General features: G+C 63.5%; 26 protein-coding genes and 1 tRNA gene. 14 read left to right on the forward strand and 13 right to left on the reverse strand.

Annotated features, from left to right (window positions below; all coding sequences use genetic code 11):
* The first annotated feature begins 5 nt into the window (after nt 1-5).
* On the forward strand, nt 6-830 hold the full coding sequence (locus AC1RRE_RS01605) for a phosphodiesterase (RefSeq protein ID WP_492979301.1): 825 nt from the start codon (nt 6-8) through the stop codon (nt 828-830).
* Nucleotides 831-834: 4 nt separating this feature from the next.
* Here AC1RRE_RS01605 and AC1RRE_RS01610 read toward each other — a convergent pair whose 3' ends face one another.
* Nucleotides 835-2,283, reverse strand: a complete 1,449-nt coding sequence (locus AC1RRE_RS01610; RefSeq protein WP_492979302.1) for a CYTH and CHAD domain-containing protein — start codon at nt 2,281-2,283, stop codon at nt 835-837.
* 303 nt (nt 2,284-2,586) lie between these two features.
* Here AC1RRE_RS01610 and AC1RRE_RS01615 point away from each other — a divergent pair, with 303 nt between their 5' ends.
* Nucleotides 2,587-4,317, forward strand: coding sequence for a GNAT family N-acetyltransferase (locus tag AC1RRE_RS01615; protein ID WP_492979303.1), 1,731 nt, complete (start codon nt 2,587-2,589; stop codon nt 4,315-4,317).
* A gap of 86 nt (nt 4,318-4,403) precedes the next feature.
* Nucleotides 4,404-4,922, forward strand: a complete 519-nt coding sequence (locus tag AC1RRE_RS01620) for a GAF domain-containing protein (protein WP_492979304.1) — start codon at nt 4,404-4,406, stop codon at nt 4,920-4,922.
* On the opposite strand, the gene AC1RRE_RS01625 is transcribed toward AC1RRE_RS01620, so the two are convergent.
* Complete coding sequence (locus AC1RRE_RS01625) at nt 4,919-6,826, reverse strand: hybrid sensor histidine kinase/response regulator (RefSeq protein WP_492979305.1); 1,908 nt, start codon at nt 6,824-6,826, stop codon at nt 4,919-4,921. The genes AC1RRE_RS01620 and AC1RRE_RS01625 overlap by 4 nt on opposite strands.
* A gap of 150 nt (nt 6,827-6,976) precedes the next feature.
* Between AC1RRE_RS01625 and AC1RRE_RS01630 the strand changes: the two genes are divergently transcribed.
* Nucleotides 6,977-7,366: a response regulator gene (locus AC1RRE_RS01630; protein WP_492979306.1), complete on the forward strand. Its 390-nt coding sequence runs from the start codon at nt 6,977-6,979 to the stop codon at nt 7,364-7,366.
* 1 nt (nt 7,367) lies between these two features.
* Here AC1RRE_RS01630 and AC1RRE_RS01635 read toward each other — a convergent pair whose 3' ends face one another.
* The 6 genes from AC1RRE_RS01635 to AC1RRE_RS01660 form a co-directional block, all read right to left on the reverse strand.
* Complete coding sequence (locus tag AC1RRE_RS01635; RefSeq protein WP_492979307.1) at nt 7,368-7,781, reverse strand: MAPEG family protein; 414 nt, start codon at nt 7,779-7,781, stop codon at nt 7,368-7,370.
* A gap of 15 nt (nt 7,782-7,796) precedes the next feature.
* Entirely contained in the window at nt 7,797-9,962 is a 2,166-nt protein-coding gene (gene scpA / locus AC1RRE_RS01640; RefSeq protein ID WP_492979308.1) for a methylmalonyl-CoA mutase, read from the reverse strand.
* Between the two features lie 408 nt (nt 9,963-10,370).
* Nucleotides 10,371-11,465 (reverse strand): hypothetical protein, encoded by a 1,095-nt coding sequence (locus tag AC1RRE_RS01645; protein WP_492979309.1) that lies wholly within the window; start codon nt 11,463-11,465, stop codon nt 10,371-10,373.
* A gap of 5 nt (nt 11,466-11,470) precedes the next feature.
* A complete protein-coding gene (locus AC1RRE_RS01650) occupies nt 11,471-12,013 on the reverse strand; it encodes an ImmA/IrrE family metallo-endopeptidase (protein ID WP_492979310.1) in 543 nt (180 codons plus the stop codon).
* Between the two features lie 200 nt (nt 12,014-12,213).
* Entirely contained in the window at nt 12,214-12,882 is a 669-nt protein-coding gene (locus AC1RRE_RS01655) for a glutathione S-transferase family protein (RefSeq protein WP_492979311.1), read from the reverse strand.
* Between the two features lie 37 nt (nt 12,883-12,919).
* A complete protein-coding gene (locus AC1RRE_RS01660; protein ID WP_492979312.1) occupies nt 12,920-13,312 on the reverse strand; it encodes a DUF6197 family protein in 393 nt (130 codons plus the stop codon).
* A gap of 99 nt (nt 13,313-13,411) precedes the next feature.
* Between AC1RRE_RS01660 and AC1RRE_RS01665 the strand changes: the two genes are divergently transcribed.
* Entirely contained in the window at nt 13,412-13,624 is a 213-nt protein-coding gene (locus tag AC1RRE_RS01665; protein WP_492979313.1) for a helix-turn-helix domain-containing protein, read from the forward strand.
* A gap of 8 nt (nt 13,625-13,632) precedes the next feature.
* Here the strand turns inward: AC1RRE_RS01665 and AC1RRE_RS01670 are convergent, their stop codons facing one another.
* Nucleotides 13,633-13,959: a YnfA family protein gene (locus AC1RRE_RS01670; RefSeq protein WP_492979314.1), complete on the reverse strand. Its 327-nt coding sequence runs from the start codon at nt 13,957-13,959 to the stop codon at nt 13,633-13,635.
* Complete coding sequence (locus AC1RRE_RS01675; protein ID WP_492979315.1) at nt 13,956-14,405, reverse strand: MerR family transcriptional regulator; 450 nt, start codon at nt 14,403-14,405, stop codon at nt 13,956-13,958. Before AC1RRE_RS01675 ends, AC1RRE_RS01670 begins: the two co-directional genes overlap by 4 nt.
* Nucleotides 14,406-14,510: 105 nt before the next feature.
* Between AC1RRE_RS01675 and AC1RRE_RS01680 the strand changes: the two genes are divergently transcribed.
* Nucleotides 14,511-14,789 (forward strand): hypothetical protein, encoded by a 279-nt coding sequence (locus AC1RRE_RS01680; RefSeq protein ID WP_492979316.1) that lies wholly within the window; start codon nt 14,511-14,513, stop codon nt 14,787-14,789.
* Nucleotides 14,790-14,843: 54 nt separating this feature from the next.
* Here the strand turns inward: AC1RRE_RS01680 and AC1RRE_RS01685 are convergent, their stop codons facing one another.
* Both AC1RRE_RS01685 and AC1RRE_RS01690 read right to left on the reverse strand, forming a co-directional pair.
* Nucleotides 14,844-15,395, reverse strand: coding sequence for a GNAT family N-acetyltransferase (locus tag AC1RRE_RS01685; RefSeq protein ID WP_492979317.1), 552 nt, complete (start codon nt 15,393-15,395; stop codon nt 14,844-14,846).
* A complete protein-coding gene (locus tag AC1RRE_RS01690; RefSeq protein ID WP_492979318.1) occupies nt 15,392-15,583 on the reverse strand; it encodes a hypothetical protein in 192 nt (63 codons plus the stop codon). The genes AC1RRE_RS01685 and AC1RRE_RS01690 overlap by 4 nt, the downstream gene beginning before the upstream one ends.
* Nucleotides 15,584-15,657: 74 nt before the next feature.
* Between AC1RRE_RS01690 and AC1RRE_RS01695 the strand changes: the two genes are divergently transcribed.
* The 6 genes from AC1RRE_RS01695 to AC1RRE_RS01720 all read left to right on the forward strand — a co-directional run bounded on the left by AC1RRE_RS01695 (nt 15,658) and on the right by AC1RRE_RS01720 (nt 22,618).
* Nucleotides 15,658-16,587, forward strand: a complete 930-nt coding sequence (locus AC1RRE_RS01695; RefSeq protein ID WP_492979319.1) for a LysR family transcriptional regulator — start codon at nt 15,658-15,660, stop codon at nt 16,585-16,587.
* On the forward strand, nt 16,584-16,943 hold the full coding sequence (locus tag AC1RRE_RS01700; RefSeq protein WP_492979320.1) for a winged helix-turn-helix domain-containing protein: 360 nt from the start codon (nt 16,584-16,586) through the stop codon (nt 16,941-16,943). Before AC1RRE_RS01695 ends, AC1RRE_RS01700 begins: the two co-directional genes overlap by 4 nt.
* A gap of 149 nt (nt 16,944-17,092) precedes the next feature.
* Nucleotides 17,093-17,866, forward strand: a complete 774-nt coding sequence (modA, locus tag AC1RRE_RS01705; protein WP_492979321.1) for a molybdate ABC transporter substrate-binding protein — start codon at nt 17,093-17,095, stop codon at nt 17,864-17,866.
* 60 nt (nt 17,867-17,926) lie between these two features.
* Nucleotides 17,927-18,619 (forward strand): molybdate ABC transporter permease subunit, encoded by a 693-nt coding sequence (gene modB, locus AC1RRE_RS01710; protein ID WP_492979322.1) that lies wholly within the window; start codon nt 17,927-17,929, stop codon nt 18,617-18,619.
* On the forward strand, nt 18,616-19,737 hold the full coding sequence (modC, locus tag AC1RRE_RS01715; protein ID WP_492979323.1) for a molybdenum ABC transporter ATP-binding protein: 1,122 nt from the start codon (nt 18,616-18,618) through the stop codon (nt 19,735-19,737). Before modB ends, modC begins: the two co-directional genes overlap by 4 nt.
* A gap of 82 nt (nt 19,738-19,819) precedes the next feature.
* Complete coding sequence (locus AC1RRE_RS01720; RefSeq protein WP_492979324.1) at nt 19,820-22,618, forward strand: helicase-related protein; 2,799 nt, start codon at nt 19,820-19,822, stop codon at nt 22,616-22,618.
* 77 nt (nt 22,619-22,695) lie between these two features.
* Here AC1RRE_RS01720 and AC1RRE_RS01725 read toward each other — a convergent pair whose 3' ends face one another.
* Complete coding sequence (locus AC1RRE_RS01725) at nt 22,696-23,190, reverse strand: hypothetical protein (protein WP_492979325.1); 495 nt, start codon at nt 23,188-23,190, stop codon at nt 22,696-22,698.
* 294 nt (nt 23,191-23,484) lie between these two features.
* Here AC1RRE_RS01725 and AC1RRE_RS01730 point away from each other — a divergent pair.
* Both AC1RRE_RS01730 and AC1RRE_RS01735 read left to right on the forward strand, forming a co-directional pair.
* A tRNA-Arg gene (locus AC1RRE_RS01730) sits at nt 23,485-23,561 on the forward strand.
* A gap of 290 nt (nt 23,562-23,851) precedes the next feature.
* Nucleotides 23,852-24,091, forward strand: coding sequence for a hypothetical protein (locus AC1RRE_RS01735; protein WP_492979327.1), 240 nt, complete (start codon nt 23,852-23,854; stop codon nt 24,089-24,091).
* Nucleotides 24,092-24,132: the final 41 nt, after the last annotated feature.

Genomic DNA, 24,132 nt, shown 5'->3' on the forward strand with positions numbered 1-24,132 from the left:
GCCCCATGCTGATCGCCCAGATTACCGACACCCATATCAAGCTGCCGGGCAAGCTGGCCTACCGGAAGGTCGATACAGCGGTGATGCTGGAGCGCTGTGTCGCGCATCTGGCCACGCTGAAGCAGCAGCCCGACCTGATCCTGCTGACCGGTGACCTCGTCGATCTCGGCCGGCCCGAGGAATACGACCATCTGAAATCCATTCTCAGCCCCATCCGGCAGCGCATCATCGCCATTCCCGGCAACCATGACGAACGCGACGCCATGCGCGATGCCTTCGCCGCCGACGGCTATCTGCCGCGCGAGCGTGGCAGCTTCCTGCAGTTCGTGATCGAGGACGACTATCCGCTGCGCATCATCGGGCTGGATACCGTGATCCCCGGCCAGGGCGGTGGCGAGCTGTGCGACAAGCGGCTGGCCTGGCTGGACGAGACACTTGGCAAAAAGCCCGATGTGCCGACGCTGGTGATGATGCATCACCCGCCCTTCATCACCGGCATCGGCCATATGGACAAGATCGGCCTGAAGGGGTCGGACGGCTTTGAAAAGGTGGTCGCAAAATATCCACAGATCAAACTGATCCTCTGCGGCCATCTGCATCGCGTGATCCGCGCCGATGTCGGCGGCCGCACGGCGCTGACCTGCCCCAGTCCGGCGCATCAGGTGGCGCTGGATATCGATGACGAGGCGCCCAGCCGTTTCACCATGGAGCCACCGGGCTACATGCTGCACTGGTGGCATGACGAAAAGCTGGTCAGCCACACGGTGGCAATCGGCGATTACGACGGGCCGCATCCCTTCCACGGTCCTGACGGCAAGCTGATCGACTGAGCCTTCAGTCTTCGAGCGCGTCTTTCCAGAACGGCTTGATGCCATCCAGGGTTTTCCAGGCCGCGCCCAGATGCGCGAGCTGCAGCTGCTGCCGCCCGGCGAACCAGGCGGCGATGGCGGCAGCGGCCGGATCGTGCGACGGCGGTGGCAGGATGTTGCTGATCAGCGTGGTGCCGACAGCCGCATCGTTCAGGGCGCCGAGGCAATCCTGCAGTTGCGCCAGCGCGCCGATGAAGCGCCGGCTTTCCTTGCGGCCAAAGGCGCCGCGGAAATATTCGGCGGCATAGCGCAGCTTCTTGGCGCGGATGCGCAGCTCGTGCAGCGCCTCGGTATCCAGCGCGTCATGCTGCTTGCCCAGTTTGCGCAGCTTCCTGCGGCGCTTCTGCAGTACGCCGGCGGCAAAGCGCGGCACCGGCAGGGCAGCGATGTCCGCGGCCTTTACCGCGCCGCCATCCAGCACCGCATCGAGGAAGGTCTCGAAGCTGAGCCGGAAAGCGGCCAGCCGCGGCGCCAGCAGCGCCGATTGCAGTGCTTCCTGCGCGGCCGCGCGGCGGTCTTCCAGCACAGTAGCCAGATGCTGCAATCCTTTGGGCGCATCGGACATGGCCCGCAGCGGCACCAGCGTCTCAACGATGAACACGTCCAGATCGCGCTTGCGGCCCAGCGGGCCATTCAGCCAGCGCAGGTCTTCCAGCAGCGGCGACAGCCGGTCGCCATTCAGCATGTCGGCGAAGAGCCCGATGGCCGAGCGCAGGCGGCGCAACGCCACCCGCATCTGATGCACGCCTTCGATATCGCGGTCACGCAGCACCGGTGCGATATTGGCATCGAACTGCGCCAGGCACTGGCGCGCGATGCCGACAAAAGCGGCTGCGGTATCCGAATCTTCGTTCAGCGCGATCTCGAAGACAGCGGCGCGCAGCGCCGGCGGTTCGACCACGCCCAGATCGGCGGCCGCCTGCACCAGCGGCGCGGCGCCGGTCCAGCGCAGGCCGAGATCGAGACTGAGTTCGGCGGCAAAAGAATTCAGCGCATCGGCGGCGGAATCGGCGGCACCCTGCAGCACCAGCGCGTCATAACTCACTGTCTGCTTGCCGCGCTGCAGTTCAATCGTATGGCTCTGCACATCCAGGGTCTGGCCGTTGCGGTCGAGACTGATCGACTGTCCGGTCAGCTTGCCCTCGGCCAGCAGCTGCAGGTCGCCATCCACCGCCGGCGCATCGGGCTGCGCCTGGCCGGAAACCGGCAGCATCACATGCCGCATGCCGGCGCGATCCTCGGTGCCGAGGCAGAGCCAGCCGGCGGCAGCGAAGCGACGATCGACGGTATCAAGAAGGCGAAGCTGGGACTGGATGCGGCGAATGGTGCGCCCGGCAAGCAGCGGATGCTGGCGGAGGGTTTTCAGCGAGCCCGGGACCAGGCCGAGACGCAGCAGCGCGGGCAATTCGCTCATGGCGGCGGACTCTATGGAGCGGCTCCGAAATGGTCAATGAACTCAGTCGTTTACGATTGTTACAGTTCTGCGTAACGGAGCATGTCACGCCGCCTCAATTCTGCCCCTTTTGCCGGCTTAACTCCGTTCCAGGCGGCAATTTTCGCAGCCTGCCGGGCCGTCCGGCATTATGGTCTTCCCCCGGACCCGCCGGACGGCCCTCCATTTCCCCAATCCTTCCCATGGTTTGCCTCTGATCCGTGCGACGCACGGAATTCGCCTCTGCCTGTGTCGTTTCTTCCGGGCACAGCAAAGAGCATTCCCATGAGCAAAGCCAAATCCCCCAAAGCCGCCGCCAAGACCGGTGCCCGGCCGCTGCAGCAGGCCGCGCCGCGCAAACGCCAGGGCGCGAAAAACGGCCAAGGCACGAAAAACGGATCGCCGTCCCTTTCGGCAGTCGAGAAGCCGCGCCTGGTCCTGCGCAATGCCACGCCGCATGACATCCCCGGCATCCGCGCGCTGAGCGACAAGGTCTACGGCGCCACCGAAGGCGCCTATACCACCGCGCAGCTGCGCGGCCATCAGCATCATTTCCCCGATGGGCAGTTCGTCGCCGTCTATGACGACGCCATCGTCGGCTATTGCGCCACCTTCCGCATCGCCGAGAAGCTGGCGCTGAAGCCGCATGACTGGGAAGGCATCACCGGCCGCGGCTATGCCGCGCGCCATGATGCGCATGGCGACTGGCTCTATGGCCTGGAGGTCTGCGTCGATCCGGACTATCGCGGCCTGCGGCTTGGCCAGCGCCTGTACAATGCGCGCAAGCAGCTCTGCCAGCATCTGCATCTGAAAGGCATCGTCTTCGGCGGCCGCATGCCGGGGCTGAACCGGCGCTGGATGCAGCTGCGCTCGCCCGACAAGTATCTGGAGCTGGTGCAGAGCGGCCGTCTGCGCGATCCGGTCATCAATTTCCAGATGCGCAACAACTTCGAGCCGCTGGGCGTGCTGCGCGCCTATATGGACAACGACCATGAATCGCGCGGCTTCGCCACGCATATGGTCTGGCGCAACCCGGAATTCGGCGACGCCATTCACGACACACCGGACAAGCCGCCGCTGCGCGCCCGCGCCGCGCGCGTCGCCGCCGTGCAGTACCAGCAGCGCCAGATTTCATCCTTCGAGGATTTCGCCAAGCAGGTCGAGTATTTCGTCGATGTGGTGGCGGATTACAAAGCCGACTTCGTGCTGTTCCCCGAGCTGGTGACCCTGCAGCTGCTGTCCATCGAGAACCGCAACGCGCCGGCCGCCGAGGCGGTCGCGGCGCTGACGCGCTATACCGAACGCGTGAAGGCGTTGTTCAGCGAACTGGCGGTCAGCTACAACATCAACATCATCGGCGGTTCGCATCCGACCCGCGATCCGGTCGATGGTCATGTCTACAACATCTGCTATGTCTGCCTGCGCGACGGCGCGGTGCATGAACAGCGCAAGATTCATCCCACGCCGAACGAGCGCTACTGGTGGAACATCACCGGCGCCGACAGCTCCAACGTGATCGAGACCGACTTCGGTCCGATCGGCGTGATGATCTGCTACGATGCCGAATTCCCCGAACTCGCCCGCCACCTGACCGACCAGGGCGCGCAGATCCTGTTCATCCCCTTCTGCACCGACGAACGGCAGAGCTATCAGCGCGTGCGCTTCTGCGCGCAGGCGCGCGCCATCGAGAACCAGTGCTATGTCGTGATGGCGGGCAACGTGGGCAACCTGCCCAGCGTGGAGAACATGGACATCCAGTATGCGCAGAGCTGCGTGCTGACGCCCTGCGACTTCGCCTTCGCCCGCGACGGCATCGCCGCCGACACCACGCCGAATGTCGAGATGGTTGCCATCGCCGACGTGCATCTCGACAGCCTGGCGGCGGCGCGGCAGAGCGGCACGGTGCAGAATCTGAAGGACCGCCGCTTCGACCTCTACAACGTCACCTGGAAAGAGGTGCCGGGCGGCGGCCTGCGGGAGACCGGGCCGAATGGCCGGCGCGAGGCTGCCGAATAGGGCGGTTTACAGGCTTAAAGTGGTGACTTTTTTTGCTGTTCGCCCTAGATTTGTGGCCAGTTCATCCGTAACCGGATTGGCCGACGATGCACTATACCCGCGCCGCGCTCCAGAACAGGGCGCCGCTTCCCATCCTGGGTGATGCCGAACCCCAGGAGCTTTTCCAGGCGGTCTGCAGGGACATCATCGAGGGACTGGGCTGCACCCGGGCCAGCATCTGGCGCTTCAACCTTTCCGCTGACGCCATTCACTGCCGCTCTCTCTATGACCAGCGCGGCCGGCAGTTTCCGGATGACACGGTGCTGACCGCGACCGGCGTGCCGCTCTATTTCGAGATGATGCGGAAAGAACGCCTGCTGGTGATCCCCGATTATGCGCAGCATCCGGCCACCCGCAATCTGGGCGCACCCTATGCGCAGTCGACCGGCATCCGCGCGCTGATCGATGCGCTGGTGACCGATGCCGATGGCGAACCACTGGCCATCATCTCGGCCGAGCAAGACCGCCCGCGCGACTGGCGCGAGGCCGATATCCTGCAGCTCTACCAGATCACCGAACTGGCGACGCCGAGCCTGCGGCAACTCGGCCGCCTGCCCATCCTCTAGCTCTTCGGCACCAGCAGTTTCTTGATCGCCTCGGCCAGGTCGGCCTTGCGCACCGGCTTGGACAGCATCTGCGTCACATGTTCGAAGCGCGTGCCTTCCAGCCGCTGGCTGTCGACCGAGCCCGACATAAACAGCACCGGCATCTTCGGATTGTCGGTGACCAGCTTTTCCGCCAGCGCCAGTCCGTCCATGTCGCCCGGCATCTGCATGTCGGTCAGCACCAGGTCGATGGGCAGGCCGCGCCGCAATTCGGCCAGGGCCTCCTGCGCACTGGAGGCCGGCAGCACGGCGAAGCCGAGATTGCCCAGCAGCGCGGTGATCGTCGCCCGCACATCGGGATTGTCCTCGACGCAGAGGATCAGCTTGCGCTCGGGTTCGTTCTCGGGTCGCCGCGCCGACAGCCGCTCGCCTTCCAGGGCCGGTAGGTAGATGCGGAATTCGGTGCCGTTGCCCGGCTGGCTCTCGACTTCCAGATAGCCGCCCGACTGCACGACGAAGCCATAGACCTGGCTGAGCCCCAGGCCGCTGCCCTTGCCGATCTCCTTGGTGGTGTAGAAAGGCTCGAAGACGCGCGCCATCACTTCCGGCGTCATGCCTGAGCCGGTGTCGCGCATCGACAGCATCACATAGGTGCCGACCGGCGCGATGCGCGTGGGCATGACGCGCGGCTCGTCCAGGTAGGTCACCCCCGTGCGGATGGTCAGCGTGCCCTTGGCACTGGCGCCCAGCATCGCATCGCGCGCATTCAGCGCCATGTTCAGCAGCGCATTCTCGAGCTGGCCCGGATCGACCTCGACCATGTAGACATCCAGCGCCAGTCCGGCCTGGATGGTGATGGCATCGCCCAACGTGCGGCGCAGGATATCAAGCGTGCTATCGATCAGTTCGTTCACGTCGAGACGGATCGGATTGAGTTTCTGCTGGCGGCTGAACGCTAGCAGCCGTTTGGTCAGATCGGCGCCGCTGATCGCGTTGCGCAGCGCCTGATCGACCAGCCGCCGCCCTTCCATGTCGGTGATGCGGTCGCCCAGCAGTTCCAGGTTGCCGACGATCACGGCGAGCAGGTTGTTGAAGTCATGCGCCACGCCGCCGGTGAGCTGGCCCAGCGCTTCCATCTTCTGTGCCTGCCGCAGCTGGTCGCGCAGCTCGTCGGCCTGACGCCGCTCGGTCATGTCGCGCGTGATGTTGACATAGCCGGTGAGTGTGCCCTGCTCGTCGAGGATCGGCGTGATCGCCACGGTGACCCAGAAACGGCGGCCATCCTTGCGCACCCGCCACTCCTCGTTGACGTAGCGGCCTTTCTTGCGCGCGCGCTTCAGGGCCGCCGCCGGCACGCCGGCCGCCACGTCGCTTTCGGTATAGAATATGTCGCGGGTGCGGCCGATCACCTCGTCGGGCGTACGGCCGGTGAGATTCACCGCGCCCTCGTTCCAGTTCAGGATGCGGCCATCGGCATCCATCATGAAGATCGCGTAATCGGGAATGCTGTCGACCAGCATGCGGAAGCGCGCCTCGCTTTCGCGCTCGGCCGCCAGCACCCGGCGATACTTGCTGATATCGTGGATGACGCCGACATAGCGGGTCTGCCCATCGCCGCCATATTCGCCAACCGCCAGTTCAAACGGGAAGACGCTGCCGTCCTTGCGCCGGCCCAGCACCTCGCGGCCGATGCCGATGATGCGGCGCTCGCCGGTGGTGTGGTAATGCCGCAGATAGCTGTCATGCGCCGAATGATCGGGCTCGGGCATCAGCATCGAGACATTGCGGCCCAGCACCTCGACGGCGGTGTAGCCGAACAGGCGCTCGCAGGCGGGGTTGAACAGGGTTATGCGGCCATCGGCCTCAATGAGGATCAGGCCGTCGATGGCGGTATCGACCACGGCCTGAAGAAGATCGCTGTTCATGCCCTGTGCCCGTAGCAGGATTAATTAAGGGGGCTTTGCAATCTTTAATATGTCTTTCCACCCCGATATTCGCCGCTAGAATGGTGCCAAGCGCAGGGCTTTGCAACGCCATTTTCGCCCCTCGGGGCGAAGGCTGTGGAGGACCGAGAAATGGCCCGCATTCTCATCATCGATGACAATCCGGAATTCCGGGCCATCCTGCGCACGCATCTGGAGACCCGCGGTCATGCCATCACGCAGGCCGGCGATGGCGACCAGGGCCTCAATATCCTGGAGGCCGGTGAAATCGACATCGTGCTGACCGACATCCTGATGCCGCAGCGCGACGGGGTTGAAGTGTTGCGCACGGTGAAGAAGCGTTGGCCCGGACTGCCGGTGATCGCGATCTCGGGCGGCGGCTGGATCGGCGCGCAGGAACTGCTCGGCATGGCCGAGCGGCTGGGCGCGGATCAGGTGCTGACCAAGCCGGTGCGGCGCGACGATCTGCTGAAGGCGGTCGACACCGCGCTGCAGAGCATCGAGGCCCGCAAGCGCGGCTAGATCACAGGTAGCGCTGCAGCACCACGAGCAGCAGCCAGACCGACGTCACCGCCAGCGGCACGAAGGTGAAGCAGATGCCGAGCACGCGCAGCGGCGCGCGTTCGTTGCCGCGCTGAGTCGCCACGCCGATGGCATGCACGATGCGGCCGATGAAGATCATCGCACCGAGCGCATGCAGCGCCCAGACCGGTGCCTGGCGCGACAGTTCCAGCATGAACAGCAGGATCAGCAGCAGCGGCACATATTCGACGAAGTTGCCATGCACGCGGATGGCGCGCTGCAGGTCGTCATGCCCGCCATCGCCGATCTTCACATGATGACGGCCGCGCAGGATGATGACGCGGAAGGACAGTGCCAGCAGCAGCAGGCCGCAGAGCGCGGCGTAGAGTGGCGTGACGGCAAACGGGGGAAGCATGGCGGACCCTGGTTGTTACTCAGCAGCCTTAACGTGCTGCTGGCGGATCAGTTTCACGATCTCGGCGGCCGCCTGCGGAATGTTGGTGCCCGGGCCGTAGATGCCGGCGACGCCGGCCTGGCGCAGGAAGTCGTAATCCTGCGGCGGGATCACGCCGCCGGTGATCACGAGAATGTCGCCCGCGCCATTCTTGCGCAGCGCCTCGATCAGTTGCGGCACCAGCGTCTTGTGGCCGGCCGCTTGGCTGGAGATGCCGACGACATGGACGTCATTCTCGATGGCGTCCTTGGCGGCTTCCTCGGGCGTCTGGAACAGCGGACCGACATCGACGTCGAAGCCGAGATCGGCAAAGGCCGTCGCGATCACCTTGGCGCCGCGATCATGGCCATCCTGCCCGAGCTTCACGACGAGCATGCGCGGCCGGCGGCCTTCCTCGGCGGCGAATGCGTCGATCTCTTTCTGGATCATCTTGAAGCCCTCGTCATTCGCGTAGGCCGCACCATAGACGCCGGCAATCGAGCGCACGGTCGCCTTGTGGCGCGTGAACACGCGTTCCATCGCATCCGACATCTCGCCCACGGTGACGCGCGCGCGCGCAGCCTGTACGCAGAGTTCCAGCAGATTCGCGTTGCCGGCCGCGCCTTCCTCAAGCGCCTTGATCGCGGCTTCCGCCCCGGCCTTGTCGCGGGTGTTGCGGATGGTCTTCAGACGCGCCACCTGGCTGTCGCGCACCTTGGTGTTGTCGACTTCCATGGTTTCCGGCTTGTCATCCTTCGCCGGGCGATACTTGTTGACGCCGACGATGACATCCTCGCCGCGATCGACGCGGGCCTGCCGGCGCGCGGCAGCCTCCTCGATCTTCAGCTTGGGCATGCCGCTTTCGACTGCCTTGGTCATGCCGCCCATGGCTTCCACTTCGTCGATCAGCGCGGTGGCATGGGTGACCAGCGCGTGGGTCAGCGCTTCCACGTAATACGAGCCGGCGAGCGGATCGACCACCTTGGTGACGTAGCTCTCTTCAGCGATGATCAGCTGGGTGTTGCGCGCAATTCTAGCTGAGAATTCCGTCGGCAGCGCGATGGCTTCATCCAGCGCATTGGTGTGCAGCGACTGGGTGCCGCCAAGCACGGCGGCCATCGCCTCGATCGCGGTACGCACCACGTTGTTGTAGGGGTCCTGCTCGGTGAGCGAGACGCCCGAGGTCTGGCAATGCGTACGCAGCATCAGCGACCCGGTCTTCTTCGGGTTGAACTCCTTCATGATCTTCGTCCACATGAAGCGCGCGGCGCGCAGCTTGGCGATCTCCATGAAGAAGTTCATGCCGATGGCGAAGAAGAAACTCAGGCGGCCGGCGAAGGCATCGACATCAAGGCCGCTGGCAATGGCGGTGCGCACATATTCCTTGCCGTCGGCCAGCGTGAAGGCCAGCTCCTGCACGGCGGTCGCACCCGCTTCCTGCATGTGATAGCCGGAGATCGAGATCGAATTGAACTTCGGCATCTTGGCGGCGGTGAAGCCGATGATGTCGGCAATGATGCGCATGCTGGGCGCGGGCGGATAGATATAGGTGTTGCGCACCATGAACTCTTTCAGGATGTCGTTCTGGATCGTTCCTGAAAGCTGTTCGGGCTTCACGCCCTGTTCCTCGCCCGCCACGATGTAGCAGGCCAGCACCGGCAGCACGGCGCCGTTCATGGTCATCGACACGCTCATCTTGTCGAGCGGGATGCCGTCGAACAGGATCTTCATGTCCTCGACGGAGTCGATCGCCACGCCGGCCTTGCCGACATCGCCGACGACGCGCGGATGATCAGAGTCATAGCCGCGATGCGTGGCGAGATCGAAGGCGACAGAGACGCCCTGCTGGCCGGCGGCGAGATTCTTGCGATAGAAGGCGTTGGATTCTTCGGCCGTGGAGAAGCCGGCATACTGGCGGATGGTCCAGGGCCGGTTGGTGTACATGGTGCCGCGCACGCCGCGCGTGAAGGGCTCGAAGCCCGGCAGCGAGTTGACGGTTTCCATGCCTTCGAGATCGGCGGCGGTATAGAGCGGCTTGACCGCGATGCCTTCCGGGGTCTGCCAGACCGCATCGGTCAGCGGCTTCTCGCCCAGCTCTTTCTGCGCGAGCTTGGCCCAGGCCTCGGGCCAGGAAGTCTCCTTGGGAATCTCTTTGCTGGTCATCGTCTCTCGTATCCACCCGTCCACAGACTCAAATGCTGCGGTGCAGCAGCCAGTATGAAGCGGGCGTCCCGATGCTGTCAAAGTGCTGTCGCGTCAGTCTAACACGGCTTGCGCGTCCACGTTGCGCCAACCGGCTGCCAATGACGGCCAGGCCGGGCCAGCGGGATGCCAAACTGAGCCAGATCGAGCCAATCTGAGCCAAACGCGTCCTATTTTGGCCAATCTCGTCCAATTTTAGCCAACGCAGACCAGCGAAAAGCCGGCTAAGCCCTTGATCTGCTGGGCCAAGCCATTGAAATCCGGTGGCCGGGCCGGGGGTTGGCGGAAATCTGCAACTGCAATTAGAGTATTGCGACAAGTGCACGACCTGAACGCTTCTGCAAATTGCTGAGTACGCAACTAGCTGCTTTACGAATTCGCCTTCGACATATTTGAAGAGTTACCCGCGTCAGACTCAATCGATGCAGGTGTAGGCATACTTTCTACCAACTGGTCCGCCGTGATAGTCGCATCATCACTAGGATCTGCGTTGGATGCTTGTGAGTACAATTGCTGCTCATTTTTTTCAGCCTCAGCTTTTCGAATAGCCTCAGCAATGTGAGAAGGCGGCACTTGACTAAAGAGTTCACTACCTTCCGCTTTAAGGAATGGCATTTCCATCCAATGTGACGACTCAATATAACTCGTGCAAAAATCCACTACCACTTCGGATGAAACTTCGGGCTGGCATTGCAGTAGCGCGGCTTCACGGCGATTGGTTTCGCGCAATTTGAGATTATCTTCTATATCCAGCCAAACCACCGGATATGATTCACCGCCCAGCACCCCTTTGAAATCCTCTCTGCCATCGTAGCCAAAAATTAGAGGATACGACCGTTTCTCAGCTTGAGCCGAAGCGATGATAAGTGCCAACTCGACAGAAAGCGCCAACCTACGACGAGATGCGGCTTTTCCCAATCGAAAGCCCGCATCCATCGAAGGGCCGATAAAATCTTGAACTTCTGGTTTTTTGCTCGTGCGGGCGCGCTGTGTGCCTCCATCGGGAGTTTGATATGGATCGTGAAGGCCATCTAAATCGATAATGGCGTTGCGCGCGTCAAAATCAGCGACCCAAGCGCATCCCTTTAAATCCAAGCCTTTTGAAACGGCTCGCACAACACGACGGGTATGATAAATAGCATCTATAAAGCAACCAATAATAACTGCGGCTGAATGCCGATCTTCAATTGTGATCCGATAAATTAGTTCATCACCCAAAGCTTTCCACAATTGAAGAGATGGTGCACTAAGATGACTGGCGGCAATGGTTTGGCGAAATTTTTCATTGAAACTATCATAAAATTTCCGAATTGCCGTAAACCACCCGCCTTCTTCTCCAGCGCTACCTGCTAGGCTACGCGAGAATTTGAATGCGGTGGAACCAGAGACATCCACACTGAGAAACATTTCCAGGCGGTAGCTATCCTTCGCCCTCTGCTCAGCGATTTCATCATCTGATGGCATTATTTTTATTCTAGACCTAGGCTCTTTGCTCGATTCTCGGCTGCGAGAGTCGATACCAAGAAAACACGAGCCACATCTTCTAGATCACCGCCAACTTCAGTCCAAGCGGTGCGAAAATGATCAGATGGCATAATAAGAGCGGCCGAAAACCAATTGGCTTCCCACTCGGCCCTACGCTCTGCTTCTGTCGCGTCTGAAGCTAAATAACGCTGGGCACGCATTTCAACCTTGCTCTCACCAGCATGCTGTTTTTGAAGCATGGGATAATGAAGGAGCAAATGCCCTAGCTCATGACCGATAGTAAAGCGATCACGCGTTGGACTGGTGTCATTAGGAACATAGATGTCGAAGTCATTAGGTGCGCGCACATAAATGCTTTCTGCACCCGCTTTAAAAAAATCGCGGTACAACACATCTCCACCCAGCTTCTCAACTAGGTCGATGATGGAATCACCGGGATGAAACCCGATGCGTTGAGCGTAGTGCTCTGCGGCGTCCTGGATTGCAGTCTTGGTAGCGCGGCAAGGCACAGGGGCATAGACAGGCATGGGGTGTACCTTCGATGACTGTGCGAACATTCAGGAAACAAATATAACATGCCCGCTATATACAGGCAAGTAACGATATAAAAATACCAAATATAGAAAAAACGCGATAGAGAATAACACGAGAACAAATACTTACTGTTCTCCCTAGCAGTTTACCGGAGAAGATCCGTCTACTGTCAGTAGAGACCATCTTATCACTTTCACCCCAGCACCGGCTTCATCTCCGGATCGCCCTTCTGCATCGCGCGCTGATACGCCTCGCGCGCGCCAATGCGCCGCAGATAGGCCAGGATGTTCGGATAGGGCGACAGGTCGCAGGGCTGGAACAGCCGCATGGTGGTGAGCGCGAACACCGTCATGATATCGGCCGCCGTGAAATCCCGGCCCGCCAGATACGGCACGGATTTGAGCCGCGCATCGATGGTGGAGAGGATCAGCGCCATGCGCTGGGTGCCGACCACCACGGTCGGGTGATCCGGGGCGGCCTCGAGCCGCCGCATCACCATCATGCGCATATTGGCCGGCTGCAGCGTGCCGTTGGCGAAATGGAACCAGTACAGATAATCCGTGAAGCCCGGCGCATCCGGCGCGGGCTTCAGCGCGGTCCTGCCATCCGCGCCGGTGCCGTAGCGCGCGAGAATGTAGTCGATGATCGCGCCGGACTCGCCCAGCACCAGATCGCCGCCGGTCGGGCTGCTGTCGGTGATCACCGGCGCGGTGCCCATCGGATTCAGCGCCTTGTATTCGGCCGGCCCGAGATTGTTGGAAAGCCGCTGATAGCGCTTGAGCGCATAGGGAATGCCAAGCTCCTCGCAGAGCCAGACGATGCGCTCGGACTGCGAGCGGACGAGATGATGCACGGTGAGCATGATGGTTTCCGTTGCAGTGTGCGGAGGACGAGAGTCTTTATTTCTTGGTCAGCTTCTTCAGGACGGCGGCGATGAAGGCCACCTTCTCGGCCGCGCCCAGCTTGATGCCGCGATCCCGGATCGCGTCCTCGATGGCCTGCGCGACGGCATTCTGCGCATCGGCGCCAAACGCACTGTCGCCATAGGAGGCCGGGCTTTCGCTGAAGCCATCCTGCTTGGCGCCCTTGCCGCTGATCAGCCAGCGCAGGCTGTAGCCGGTCGCCTTGGCGATGGCGGCGAGCGCATCGGCCGAGGGCGACTTGGTGCTGCCGGTGATGATCTTGTTGAGGCCCTGCTGCGACAGCGCGCCCCGGGTGCGGCGGGCCAGTTCGGCCTGAGACCATCCGGTCTCATCGAGGATCAGCGCCAGTCTCTCTGTAACGGTTCGCATACGGCCGTTTAGAGCATGCCGATCTACTCCTATGGGAGTTGATGCAACTCCATCTGGAGTATAGGCTGACCGCCATGGCTCAACTCGTGAGGGCGAGGCATGGAAGCAAAGCGGCTGGTCGGCATCAACGTAAAGCGGCTGCGGCTGGAGGAGCAGCTGTCGCTCAGGGCGCTGGCGCACCGGGCCGGCGTATCGGCCGCATGGCTGCTGGCGCTGGAAGCGGGCGGCAAGAATCCCACGCTGCACCATCTGGATGGTCTGGCGCGCGCACTGGATGTGCCGCTCACCGCGCTGTTCAGGTCCTGTCAGTAAGCGGCGCGTTACACGCTTCTCGGTCCGAACAGAATAATCCCGGTGCCGACCAGGCATACCATCGCGCCGATCACATCCCAGCGATCAGGCGCATGGCCTTCGGCCAGCCAGAGCCAGAGCAGCGAGGCCGCGATGTAGATGCCGCCATAGGCCGCATAGGCGCGGCCGGCGGCCTCGACCTCCACCAGCGTGAGCAGATACGCGAACAGCGCGAGCGCCGCGATGCCGGGCAGTAGCCACCAGGCGGATTTATCCAGACGCAGCCAGGCCCAGAAAGCGAAGCAGCCGGCGATCTCGGCAAAAGCCGCCGCGCCATAGACGAGCCAGGTTTTCATGAACAGCAGGTACCAGAAGAAGACGCGCTGCTGAGATCGTCGATGATCGTGCAGTCGCCCGCCGGGCCGCCGACGCAGGCAGCATCGCAACGGCCGACCAGCGCGCGCAGACTCTTTTCCAGTTCACGCAGCTCGCGCAGCTTGTCGCGCACTGCATCGAGATTGGCCTGCGCTAGATCGCGCGCCGCCACGCAATCCTGCTCCAGCGCCGGCGCCTCGGTCAGCGCGACCAGGGCGCGCACCTGTTCGATCGGAAAACCGAAATCGCGGCAGCGGCGGATGAAGGTGAGGCGCTTGCGGTCGTCATCGCCATAGGTGCGATGGCCGCCCATGCGGCGCGCGGCGCGCGGCAGCAGGCCGATCTGCTCGTAATAACGGATGGTGGGGACGCTGCTATCGGTCAGAGCCGCCAGCCGGCCAATGGTAAGCTCTTGATCTGACAGCATTTCAATGCCTCATGATATTGCTTGAACCTCAAGTTACTTGAGGTCGTACAGTCCTGCAAGAGGGGCGGCACTCCTGCTGCCTGAACAGATCGCGAGGACATCATCATGAAGAAATCTCTCCTGGCCCTGCTGGGCGTCGGCGCGGCCTGCGCGGCCTGCTGCGCCATTCCCTTGGCCGTGCCCCTGCTCGCCGGCCTCGGACTGGCCGGCTTCGGCATCGCTGGCTTTAGCACCGATGTCTTCACCTGGGGCACCGGATTGCTGATGCCAAGTCTTCTGATCATTGGGCCGATGCTGACCATGGCCGGCATGTACTGGCTGCGCCGGCGCAACAGGATGGCGACATCTGTTTGCGCAACGGACAAGAGCTGCGGCTGCAGCTGATCCTGCGGTCTGGATGCAGCGCAGCTTATGTCTTTGGCGGCTCTGTCGCCCGGGTTATGTCTTTGGCGGCTCCGCCGCCCCGGGTCCCAGGCTGCGCTGCATCAGCACGGTGTCGCGCCAGCCGTCATGCTTGAAGCCGACATCCTGGAACACGCCGACCGTGCGAAAGCCGCAGGCAGCATGCAGGCCGATCGAACCGGCATTGGCGCTGTTGCCGATGATGGCGATCATCTGGCGAAAGCCCGCGGCCGCGCAGCGCGCGATCACCATATTCAGCAGCCGCTTGCCGATGCCGCGCCGCTGCGTGCCGTCGGCCATGTAGACCGAATCTTCTACCGTGAAGCGATAGGCGCGGCGCGGGCGATACTGCGTGGCATAGGCATAGCCAAGCACGCGCTGCTGCTCATCGACGGCGACGATATAGGGCAGGCCATGACCCCGCACGGTGTCGCGGCGCTTCAGCATCTCCTCTGTCGAGGGCGGTTCCTCCTCGAAGCTGGCCAGGCCATGCAGCACATGATGCGCATAGATGCGCTGCACCTGCGTCATGTCATCCGGGGTGGCGTCGCGCAGCGTGATGGTCGAATCCGGGGCAAGGGCGTTCATGGAATCCAGGGCGTGAGGGCATAGCCCGGCCCTGCATGCGGCCGGGTGAGGTTGAGGTCGCGCAGCTGCCAGTCGTCGAGCCGCTCCGGCAGGCTGCTCCTGCTGCCGGCGCACCGCGCCAGCAGCGGCCATATCCACGCAAGCGGCGGCAGCAGGACGGACGGATGAACCAGGGCAAGCAGCGTCATGGGGCAATGATGCGGCATGTCCGGCCATAAATTAAATTTTGCCTTTTTATGCGACCCATGAGAAAAACTAAGGGATGCGCGGCTTCAATCTCGACCACCTGCAGACCTTTGCCGATGTGGTGCGGCTCGGCAGCTTCTCGGCCGCCGCCGCCCGGCTCAATCTCACGCAGCCGGCCATCAGCCTGCAGGTGCGGCAGCTGGAGCAGAAACTCGGCGTGCGGCTGGTCGAGCGCGTCGGCCGCAAGGTGACCGCCACGGCGGCCGGGCGCGAGCTGCTCAGCCATGCCGGCCATATTGATGCCGCCGTGAACACCGCGCTGGAAAACGTGGCGCAGCTGGCCAAGAGCGTCAGCGGCCGGGTGCGCATCGGCATCGGTGCCACCGCCTGCATCCATATCCTGCCGCCGGTCTTAAGCGACCTGCGCCGGCGCTTCCCCGACCTGGAGCTGGTGGTGAATACCGGCAACGCGCCCGACATCCTGCGCGCCATCGAGGATAACAGCCTCGATCTCGGGCTGGTGACCCTGCCGCCGCGCAAATCGGATGGCGGCGCGCGTTCCTTAAGCCGCAGCCTGGAGGTGACGGCGCTGCTGGATGACGACTTCGTCGCCATTGGAACAAAGACGCATGACCTGCCGCTGACGGTGACACCGGCGAGTTTGAGCGCGCTGCCGCTGGTGATCCCCGAACCCGGCGGCCATACGCGCAGCCTGATCGAAAGCTGGTTTGCCGGCGGCGATGCGGTGCTCAAACCGGTGATGGAGCTCGACAGCGTCGAGGCGATCAAGCAGCTGGTGGCAGCCGGGCTCGGCTGTTCGGTGCTGCCCGGCATGGCGCTCAGTTCGCCGGACAGCCGGCGCGATCTGGTGGTGCGGCCACTGAAGCCGAAACTGACGCGGCAACTGGCGCTGGCGCTGCGCCGCGACAAGCCGCTCAGTCGCGGCTTGCGTGAGACGGTCGCCGCCCTGCAGCGCATGGCCAAGGACAGGAAGAAAAAAGCATGAGCAAGAAACCCGCTGTTGTTGCCGCCACCCGCCTGCGCGTGGTGCTGTCGCCCGGCGTCTTTCTCGGGCCCGGCAAGGGCGACCTGCTGGAAAGCATCGCCGAGACTGGCTCGATCAGTGCGGCCGGTCGGCGCATGGGCATGAGCTACAAGCGCGCCTGGCAGCTGGTCGAGACCTTGAACGGGTATTTCAAAACACCGCTGGTGACGGCGGCGACCGGCGGCAGGACCGGCGGCGGCGCGCAGCTCACCAAGCTGGGCCAGGAGGTGCTGACGCGCTACCGCCGCATGGAAGCCGCCACCGCGAAAGCCTGCGCTGCCGATATCAAGGCCTTGCAGAAGCAGCGGGCGAAGTAAGAAAATAACACGTGGATGCTCGGGCCAAGCCCGAGCATGACAATAAATTGTGCGTCATGGCCGCGCTTGAACCGGCCATCCACGTCTTCCTGCGATTGCGCCCGCACCGCGTTCCCCGTTATAGTCTTACGGACATAACGGAGACACCCATGCGCCATCTGTCCGCCTTTGCCCTCGCCGCCCTCCTTGCCATCGCGCCCGCCGCTGCGAAAGCGCAGGACCTGCTGGTCTTCGCCGCCGCCTCGCTGAAGACCGCGCTGGACGAGATCAACACCGGTTTCACCGCCGCCACCGCCAAGACCTCCTATGCCGCCTCCTCGGCACTGGCCAAACAGGTCGAGGCCGGCGCGCCGGCCGATATCTTCCTCTCGGCCGATCTCGACTGGATGGATTACCTCGAGCAGAAAAAGCTGGTGAAGCCCGGCACACGCAGCAGCCTCCTGGGCAACCGCATCGTGCTGGTCGCGCCTGCCGATTCCAAGGCGAGCCTGAAGATTGCGCCGAATTTCGATCTGGCCGCCCTGCTGGGCAAGGATGGCAAGCTGGCCATGGCCGATGTGAATGCCGTGCCGGCCGGCAAATACGGCAAGGCCGCCCTGGAGGCGCTGAATGTCTGGCCCGCTGTGCAGAGTCGCGTGGCGCAGGCCGATAATGTGCGCGCGGCGGTGGCGCTGGTGGCGCGCGGCGAAGCGCCGGCCGGCATCGTCTATGCCACCGACGCGGCGGCCGAAAAGGGCGTGCGCGTGCTGGATGCCTTCCCGGCCAGCAGCCATCCGCCGATCGTCTATCCGGCTGCGGCCCTGGCTGAATCGAAAAACCCGCAGGCCACCGCCTATCTGGCCTACCTGCGCAGCCCGGCCGCAAAAGCCGTGTTCGAGAAGAACGGCTTCACCGTGCTGGCGCCGGATGCGAAGGTGAATTGAGGCACCCCCAAATCGTCACCCTTGGGACAAGCCCAAGGGTGACGCTCTATAGTTGATCTGATGCTTTCTCTCACCCCTGAAGAACTCACCGCGATCGCGCTCAGCCTGAAGGTGGCCTTTGCGGCCACCCTGGGCAGCCTGCCGTTTGGTGTTTTCATTGCATGGGTATTGGCGCGCAAGAGCTTTCCCGGCAAGGCGCTGCTGGATGCCGTGGTGCATCTGCCGCTGATCCTGCCGCCTGTCGTCACCGGCTACCTGCTGCTGCTGCTGTTCGGGCGGCGCGGCGTGTTCGGCGCGTTTCTCTCCGATGTGTTCGGCATCGTGCTGGCCTTCCGCTGGACCGGTGCGGCGCTGGCCTGCGCGGTGATGGGCTTTCCGCTGCTGGTGCGCGCCATCCGCCTGTCGATGGAAGCCGTCGACCCGAAGCTTGAAGCGGCCGCCAGCACGCTCGGCGCGCCGGGCTGGCTGGTCTTTCTCACTGTCACGCTGCCGCTCAGCTTGCCTGGCATTCTTGCCGGCATCGTGCTGAGCTTCGCGCGTGCCTTTGGCGAATTCGGCGCGACGATTACATTCGTGTCCAACATCCCGGGCGAGACGCAGACGCTGCCGACCGCCATCTACACCTTCACACAGGTGCCCGGTGGCGATGCGCAGGCCCTGCGGCTGACCGTGATCTCGATCCTGATCGCGGCGGTGGCGCTGATCGCATCCGAACTGCTGGCGCGCCGCATGGCGAAGCGCGTGCTGCAATGAGTCTCAGCGTCGATATCCGTCATATCCAGGGCGACTTCGAGCTGCAGGCGCAGTTCGCCTGCGACCACGGCCTGACTGCGCTGTTCGGCCGCTCGGGCGCGGGCAAGACCACGCTGGTCAACCTGATCGCGGGACTGCAGAAACCCAGCGCCGGCGGGCGGATCAGCATCAACGGCCGCGTACTGGTCGATACCGCAAACGGCATCTTCCTCGCCCCGCACCAGCGCCGCATCGGCTATGTCTTCCAGGAGGGCCGGCTGTTTCCGCATCTGACGGTGCGGCAGAACCTGCTCTATGGCCGCTGGCTCGCCAATATCTTTAATGGCGGACGCGATGATTCCATCGACATGGACCACATTGTCGACCTGCTGGGCATCGCCGCCCTGCTGCCGCGGCGGCCGGGCACGCTGTCGGGCGGCGAGAAACAGCGCGTCGCCATCGGCCGCGCGCTGCTGAGCCGTCCCGATCTGCTGCTGATGGATGAACCGCTGGCCGCGCTCGATGCCGCGCGCAAGGACGAGATCATGCCCTATCTCGAACGCCTGCGGGACGAGCTGAAGCTGCCCATCGTCTACGTCAGCCATGCGATCCCGGAAGTGACGCGGCTGGCTGATACCGTGGTGCTGCTGTCGGATGGCCGCGTGCGCGCCGTGGGCAGCATGATGGACCTCAGCAGCCGGCTCGACCTCTTCCCGCTCACCGGGCGCTACGAGGCCGGCGCGGTGCTGGAGGTGCGCGTACTGCGCCATGACGAAGCCTATGGCCTGACCGTGCTGCAGGCCCGCGCCGGCACGCTGTATGTGCCGCGCAGCGATCGTATGCCGGGCGATGGCGTGCGGCTGCGCATCCGCGCCCGCGACGTGACGCTGGCCCTCACCCCGCCGGGCGATACCAGCGCACTCAACATCCTGGCCGGCACCGTCACCGAGGTGCAGCAGGGCCAGGGCCCGCAGGTGGAGGTGAAGCTGGACTGCAGCGGCGACATGCTGCTGGCGCGCGTCACCCGGCTGTCGGCCGAACGGCTGGGGCTGCGGCCCGGTCTGGCGGTGCATGCCATGATCAAGACCGTGGCCCTGGACGGACCCGGTCGTCGGGAAACGGCGCGCCGGGAACGCTGATCCGGGAGCGTTGAGGCGGGGGCCTTGCGGGTCTACAGTCGCGGGTCCGTTAAAACCGTCGCCCAGTAACCGAGCAAAAGCTGTGACCGAGATCAAAACCGCCGAAAAGGGCCGCATTCTCTGCGTGCTGGGTCCGACCAATACTGGCAAGACGCATCTGGCCGTCGAGCGCCTGCTCAGCCACCGCACCGGCATCATCGGTTTGCCGCTGCGGCTTCTGGCGCGTGAAATTTATGACCGGGCCGTCAAGATCAAGGGCGACCGTCATGTCGCCCTGGTGACGGGCGAGGAAAAGATCATTCCGCGCGGCGCTACCTGGTTCGTCTGCACCGTGGAAGCGATGCCGATGGACCGCACCTATGATTTCCTCGCGGTCGACGAAATCCAGCTTTGCCAGGATGCCGATCGCGGCCATGTCTTCACCGAACGCCTGCTGCATGCGCGTGGCACGGAAGAGACGATGTTCCTGGGGAGCGACACCATGCGCGGCCTGATCCGCCGCCTGGTGCCCAATGCGGAATTCGTGGCGCGGCCGCGCCTGTCGCAGCTCACCTATGCCGGCGCGAAGAAGCTGTCGCGCCTGCCCAAGCGCTCCGCCATCGTCGCCTTCTCGGCCGCCGACGTCTACGCCATCGCCGAACAGGTGAAGCGCCAGCGCGGCGGCGCCGCCGTCGTTCTGGGCGCGCTGAGCCCGCGGGCACGCAACGCCCAGGTCGAGCTGTTCCAGAATCGCGATGTCGACGTGATGGTGGCGACCGATGCCATCGGCATGGGGCTGAATCTTGATATCGAACACATGGCCTTTGCCGAACTGACCAAGTTCGACGGCGTCGGCATGCGCCCGCTGACGCCGGCCGAGATCGGTCAGATCGCCGGCCGCGCCGGCCGTCACCTGCGCAACGGCACCTTTGGCACCACTGCCAACTGCGCGCCGCTGGAGCCCGACCTGATCGAGCGCATCGAGAACCACCGGTTTGAAGCCGTGACGCAGGCGCGCTGGCGCAACCCGGAGCTGGATTTCCGCAGCATCGACGCGCTGGCCCGCAGCCTGGATGTGGCGCCGCCGCGCGAAGGCCTGACGCGCGGCCGCGATGCCGACGACCTGCTGAGCCTGCAGGCGCTGCGCGCCGACGCAACTGTTATCGAACGCGCCAATGCCAAGGAGCGCGTCGAGCTGCTGTGGCAGGTCTGCGCCATTCCCGATTTCACCAAGGACCTGTCGGACCGCCACGCCACGCTGCTGACGCAGCTTTACGTGCATCTGGTCGATGGCAAGGGCAAGCTGCCGGCCGACTGGGTGGCCGGGCAGTTGCGCAACATCGACCGCACCGAGGGCGATATCGATACGCTGTCTCAGAGGCTCGCTCATATCAGAACATGGACGACGGTGACGCATCGCGCCGGCTGGATGGATAATCCGCAGGACTGGCAGGCCAAAACACGCGCCATCGAGGATCGCCTTTCGGATGCGCTGCATGAGCGCCTGACCGAACGCTTCGTCGACCGCCGCACCAGCGTGCTGACGCGCGGCCTGGCTGAAGATATTTCCCTGCTGGACGTGAAGCTGGGCGAGGATGATGCGCTGACCGTGGATGGCGAGAATATCGGCCATCTGCGCGGCCTGCGCTTCCGTCCTGTCGGCCATGACAGCGTGGAGCAGCGGCGCATCCTGCGCTCGGCGGCCCTGCGCGTGCTCGGCCCCGCCCTGCAGGATCGCGCCCAGGCGATGCTCGGCCTGGAAGATGGCAGCTTCGCGCTGTCGCCCGAAGGCGGCGTCATGCTGGTTTCGGCCGAGAAGGAGAGCGTGACACTCGCCACGCTGACCAAGGGCGCCGAGATGCTGGAGCCGCGGCTCAACCTGCTGGCCGATGACCAGCTCTCGCCCGAGATGCGCAAGGCCGTAGAAGAAAAACTGCATGGCTGGCTGCAACGCCATCTGCGTCTGCATCTGGGCGATCTCTATCGTCTGCGCGACGCCGATCTCAAAGGCTCGGCGCGCGGCATCGCCTTCCAGCTGGCCATGGACCTTGGCGCACTGAAGCGCGACGATGTTTCGGACATGGTCCGCAACATGGGCCAGGCCGAGCGGCATCCGCTGCGCAAGATGGGCGTCAGCTTCGGCGAGACACATATCCTGGTGCCGAAGCTGCTGAAGCCCAAGCCAACGCAACTGAAGACGCTGCTCTGGGCCGTCTATAACGGCAAGGAACCGGAAGCACCGCCGACACCCGGCCTGACCTCGCTCCCCGTTCTGGAATGGCGCGATGACCGCTGGTGGCTGGCGGCCGGTTTCCTGCGTGCCGGCAAGCAGGCCTTCCGCCTGGATGTCGTGCAGCGCATCGGCGAAGGCGCACGCCAGGCCGAACAGGCCGCGCGCCAGCAGAGCAAGTCGGACAGGAAAGGCCCACCGAAGCCGGAGGCAGCGGAAACCGTCGAGATTTCAGAGGCGGTGGAAGCGGCGGATGTGCCGGCTGAACAGCTCGGCGAGCATATCGAGCAGCCGGTGGAGATCGTGGCCGAAGCACCCGCGCCCGTCCTGCAGGCCGATGCCGCCAAGGAAAATGTGAAACCGAAGAAGCCTCTGGGCCCGTTCGGCAGCTTCCAGGCCGATACCGCCTGGATGAACCTGGCCGGCTGTGGCGCCGACGAGCTGCAGCGCCTGCTCTGGGCACTGGGCTACAAGTCGATCAGTGCACGTGATCCGGAGACGAAGGCCGACGTGACGCTGTACCTGCGCTCGCACAAAGCGATTGTCGAGAAGCGCAAGCGCGAGACCGAAAAGCGCCGCGAGGACGAGGCGAAGATGGCCGACAGTCCGTTTGCAGCGCTGTTGCAGCTGAAGCAGCAGCAACAAAAGCAGGGCGGCGGCGGCCGTCGATAAAATGCCGGACGCCGCCGGCACCGCGGTCTCGGCTGCGGCCTGAACGACGGCTGGGATGACTCTGGCGGGTCACAGGCTCAGAGTTTGAGCTGGGCGCGCTTTTCGCACTGGCCCAGCGCGCGCAGCATCATACCGATGGCGGCATCGAGTTCGCTCATGGCGACCGCGTCGATCACCCAGTCGCGCTGCTGTTCGACCAGATCGGCCTGCACGGCCTGCAGTTCGAGAATGAGCAGTGCAGTGAATTCCAGACGTTCGGAAATCGGCATGCTCTCCAGCGGGCAGCGATGGCCCATGGAGAATGGCCCCAGCACGTCGCGCACATGGGCACCGATGCCGCGTGATTCACTGATGCGCTGGACGTCTGATGGCAGCATGGGCGCGATGCCATGCAGGTTGGCCTGGGCGGCGGTGAGGCAGAGCAGGCCGTGATAGGCGTTTTCGATCGCCGCGATCCAGTCTTCCAGAACGCCGGCGCCGGCGCCCATCGCGGGGGTCAGCGTGGCGGCACCGAGAAAGCTGACACCATCGCGCAGGTTCTTGCGGGAGAGTTCGGTGAAGGACGGCGACATGCGGCACACTCCTGTTTGCCGGCTGATCTGCACTGAGGCCCTTGCCTGGGGAGGCTTGCCTGGGAGGAAACCGGCGAGATCAATCTGCCACCGCTGCCGCCCCGATACGCAGTTACTTTTCAGATATGAATCCGATCCGTCCGGACTGTCACAGAACTGCATGGAATGCGGCCTTACATACCCTTACAGAACCGAAAATGAAGGAATTTCCGTGGGATGGATTCGGCTTCCGATGCGACGGCGGGCCGCGGCGGGTTGCAGCGGACGGAGCGCCGGACTATTTTCGCGCCACGCGTCTCCGTAGCTCAGCTGGATAGAGCGGCTGCGTCCTAAGCAGCGGGTCGGGAGTTCGAATCTCTCCGGGGACGCCAACTTTTCCTGCGGTCACATATGCCGTCACCGGTTCCGCGTATGATGCGCGGTGCAAAGCCGTTGGTGACGCGACAAGATTCGACTCTTGCCCGCCACATTCGCATCACCTATAATTTATTCAGCTTCGCATGATGCCTCATTCGTTGAGTCGTCAGTCCTGATCATTGGGACCCCGTCTCCTACATCGTAGGAGTTAACCGGCGCAGCCTCCAAGTAGAGGGGGCGCGTCATATGCGATGGCTCTCTCTCCTTGGTCACGTTGGTCGTACCAAACTCAAGGAGAATAACGATGCCTGAACTTACGTCTTACAACACTGCAGAAATTGCGCTCGCGAAGCGTATTTTCGCACGGGAACAGGCACGCGGAACGCTGAAACCGCCGCGTGGCCTGATCGCAGTCGCATTGAGTAATGGCTACTGCTACTCCGTCGCACAGGCTGTTACCTATCGTGATTACCTGCGCGAGGCCCGTCAGCGGCTCGCACGCCGGCGTGGCCTCAGTGCCCGTCGCACCCGGCGCCGCAAGTAAACAGAAGACCTGAATGATGGTGGGTGGCCGGGAATTTTCCG

It is taken from the genome of Ferrovibrio sp. GW821-FHT12D07 (genome assembly GCF_058807275.1).

What these genes read in the sequence shown, in the direction of transcription:
- AC1RRE_RS01605 (WP_492979301.1), top strand. Translation starts at nt 6, where the DNA reads ATGCTGATCGCCCAGATTACCGACACCCATATCAAGCTGCCGGGCAAG.
- AC1RRE_RS01610 (WP_492979302.1), bottom strand. Translation starts at nt 2,283, where the DNA reads ATGAGCGAATTGCCCGCGCTGCTGCGTCTCGGCCTGGTCCCGGGCTCG.
- AC1RRE_RS01615 (WP_492979303.1), top strand. Translation starts at nt 2,587, where the DNA reads ATGAGCAAAGCCAAATCCCCCAAAGCCGCCGCCAAGACCGGTGCCCGG.
- AC1RRE_RS01620 (WP_492979304.1), top strand. Translation starts at nt 4,404, where the DNA reads ATGCACTATACCCGCGCCGCGCTCCAGAACAGGGCGCCGCTTCCCATC.
- AC1RRE_RS01625 (WP_492979305.1), bottom strand. Translation starts at nt 6,826, where the DNA reads ATGAACAGCGATCTTCTTCAGGCCGTGGTCGATACCGCCATCGACGGC.
- AC1RRE_RS01630 (WP_492979306.1), top strand. Translation starts at nt 6,977, where the DNA reads ATGGCCCGCATTCTCATCATCGATGACAATCCGGAATTCCGGGCCATC.
- AC1RRE_RS01635 (WP_492979307.1), bottom strand. Translation starts at nt 7,781, where the DNA reads ATGCTTCCCCCGTTTGCCGTCACGCCACTCTACGCCGCGCTCTGCGGC.
- scpA (WP_492979308.1), bottom strand. Translation starts at nt 9,962, where the DNA reads ATGACCAGCAAAGAGATTCCCAAGGAGACTTCCTGGCCCGAGGCCTGG.
- AC1RRE_RS01645 (WP_492979309.1), bottom strand. Translation starts at nt 11,465, where the DNA reads ATGCCATCAGATGATGAAATCGCTGAGCAGAGGGCGAAGGATAGCTAC.
- AC1RRE_RS01650 (WP_492979310.1), bottom strand. Translation starts at nt 12,013, where the DNA reads ATGCCTGTCTATGCCCCTGTGCCTTGCCGCGCTACCAAGACTGCAATC.
- AC1RRE_RS01655 (WP_492979311.1), bottom strand. Translation starts at nt 12,882, where the DNA reads ATGCTCACCGTGCATCATCTCGTCCGCTCGCAGTCCGAGCGCATCGTC.
- AC1RRE_RS01660 (WP_492979312.1), bottom strand. Translation starts at nt 13,312, where the DNA reads ATGCGAACCGTTACAGAGAGACTGGCGCTGATCCTCGATGAGACCGGA.
- AC1RRE_RS01665 (WP_492979313.1), top strand. Translation starts at nt 13,412, where the DNA reads ATGGAAGCAAAGCGGCTGGTCGGCATCAACGTAAAGCGGCTGCGGCTG.
- AC1RRE_RS01670 (WP_492979314.1), bottom strand. Translation starts at nt 13,959, where the DNA reads ATGAAAACCTGGCTCGTCTATGGCGCGGCGGCTTTTGCCGAGATCGCC.
- AC1RRE_RS01675 (WP_492979315.1), bottom strand. Translation starts at nt 14,405, where the DNA reads ATGCTGTCAGATCAAGAGCTTACCATTGGCCGGCTGGCGGCTCTGACC.
- AC1RRE_RS01680 (WP_492979316.1), top strand. Translation starts at nt 14,511, where the DNA reads ATGAAGAAATCTCTCCTGGCCCTGCTGGGCGTCGGCGCGGCCTGCGCG.
- AC1RRE_RS01685 (WP_492979317.1), bottom strand. Translation starts at nt 15,395, where the DNA reads ATGAACGCCCTTGCCCCGGATTCGACCATCACGCTGCGCGACGCCACC.
- AC1RRE_RS01690 (WP_492979318.1), bottom strand. Translation starts at nt 15,583, where the DNA reads ATGACGCTGCTTGCCCTGGTTCATCCGTCCGTCCTGCTGCCGCCGCTT.
- AC1RRE_RS01695 (WP_492979319.1), top strand. Translation starts at nt 15,658, where the DNA reads ATGCGCGGCTTCAATCTCGACCACCTGCAGACCTTTGCCGATGTGGTG.
- AC1RRE_RS01700 (WP_492979320.1), top strand. Translation starts at nt 16,584, where the DNA reads ATGAGCAAGAAACCCGCTGTTGTTGCCGCCACCCGCCTGCGCGTGGTG.
- modA (WP_492979321.1), top strand. Translation starts at nt 17,093, where the DNA reads ATGCGCCATCTGTCCGCCTTTGCCCTCGCCGCCCTCCTTGCCATCGCG.
- modB (WP_492979322.1), top strand. Translation starts at nt 17,927, where the DNA reads ATGCTTTCTCTCACCCCTGAAGAACTCACCGCGATCGCGCTCAGCCTG.
- modC (WP_492979323.1), top strand. Translation starts at nt 18,616, where the DNA reads ATGAGTCTCAGCGTCGATATCCGTCATATCCAGGGCGACTTCGAGCTG.
- AC1RRE_RS01725 (WP_492979325.1), bottom strand. Translation starts at nt 23,190, where the DNA reads ATGTCGCCGTCCTTCACCGAACTCTCCCGCAAGAACCTGCGCGATGGT.
- AC1RRE_RS01735 (WP_492979327.1), top strand. Translation starts at nt 23,852, where the DNA reads ATGCCTGAACTTACGTCTTACAACACTGCAGAAATTGCGCTCGCGAAG.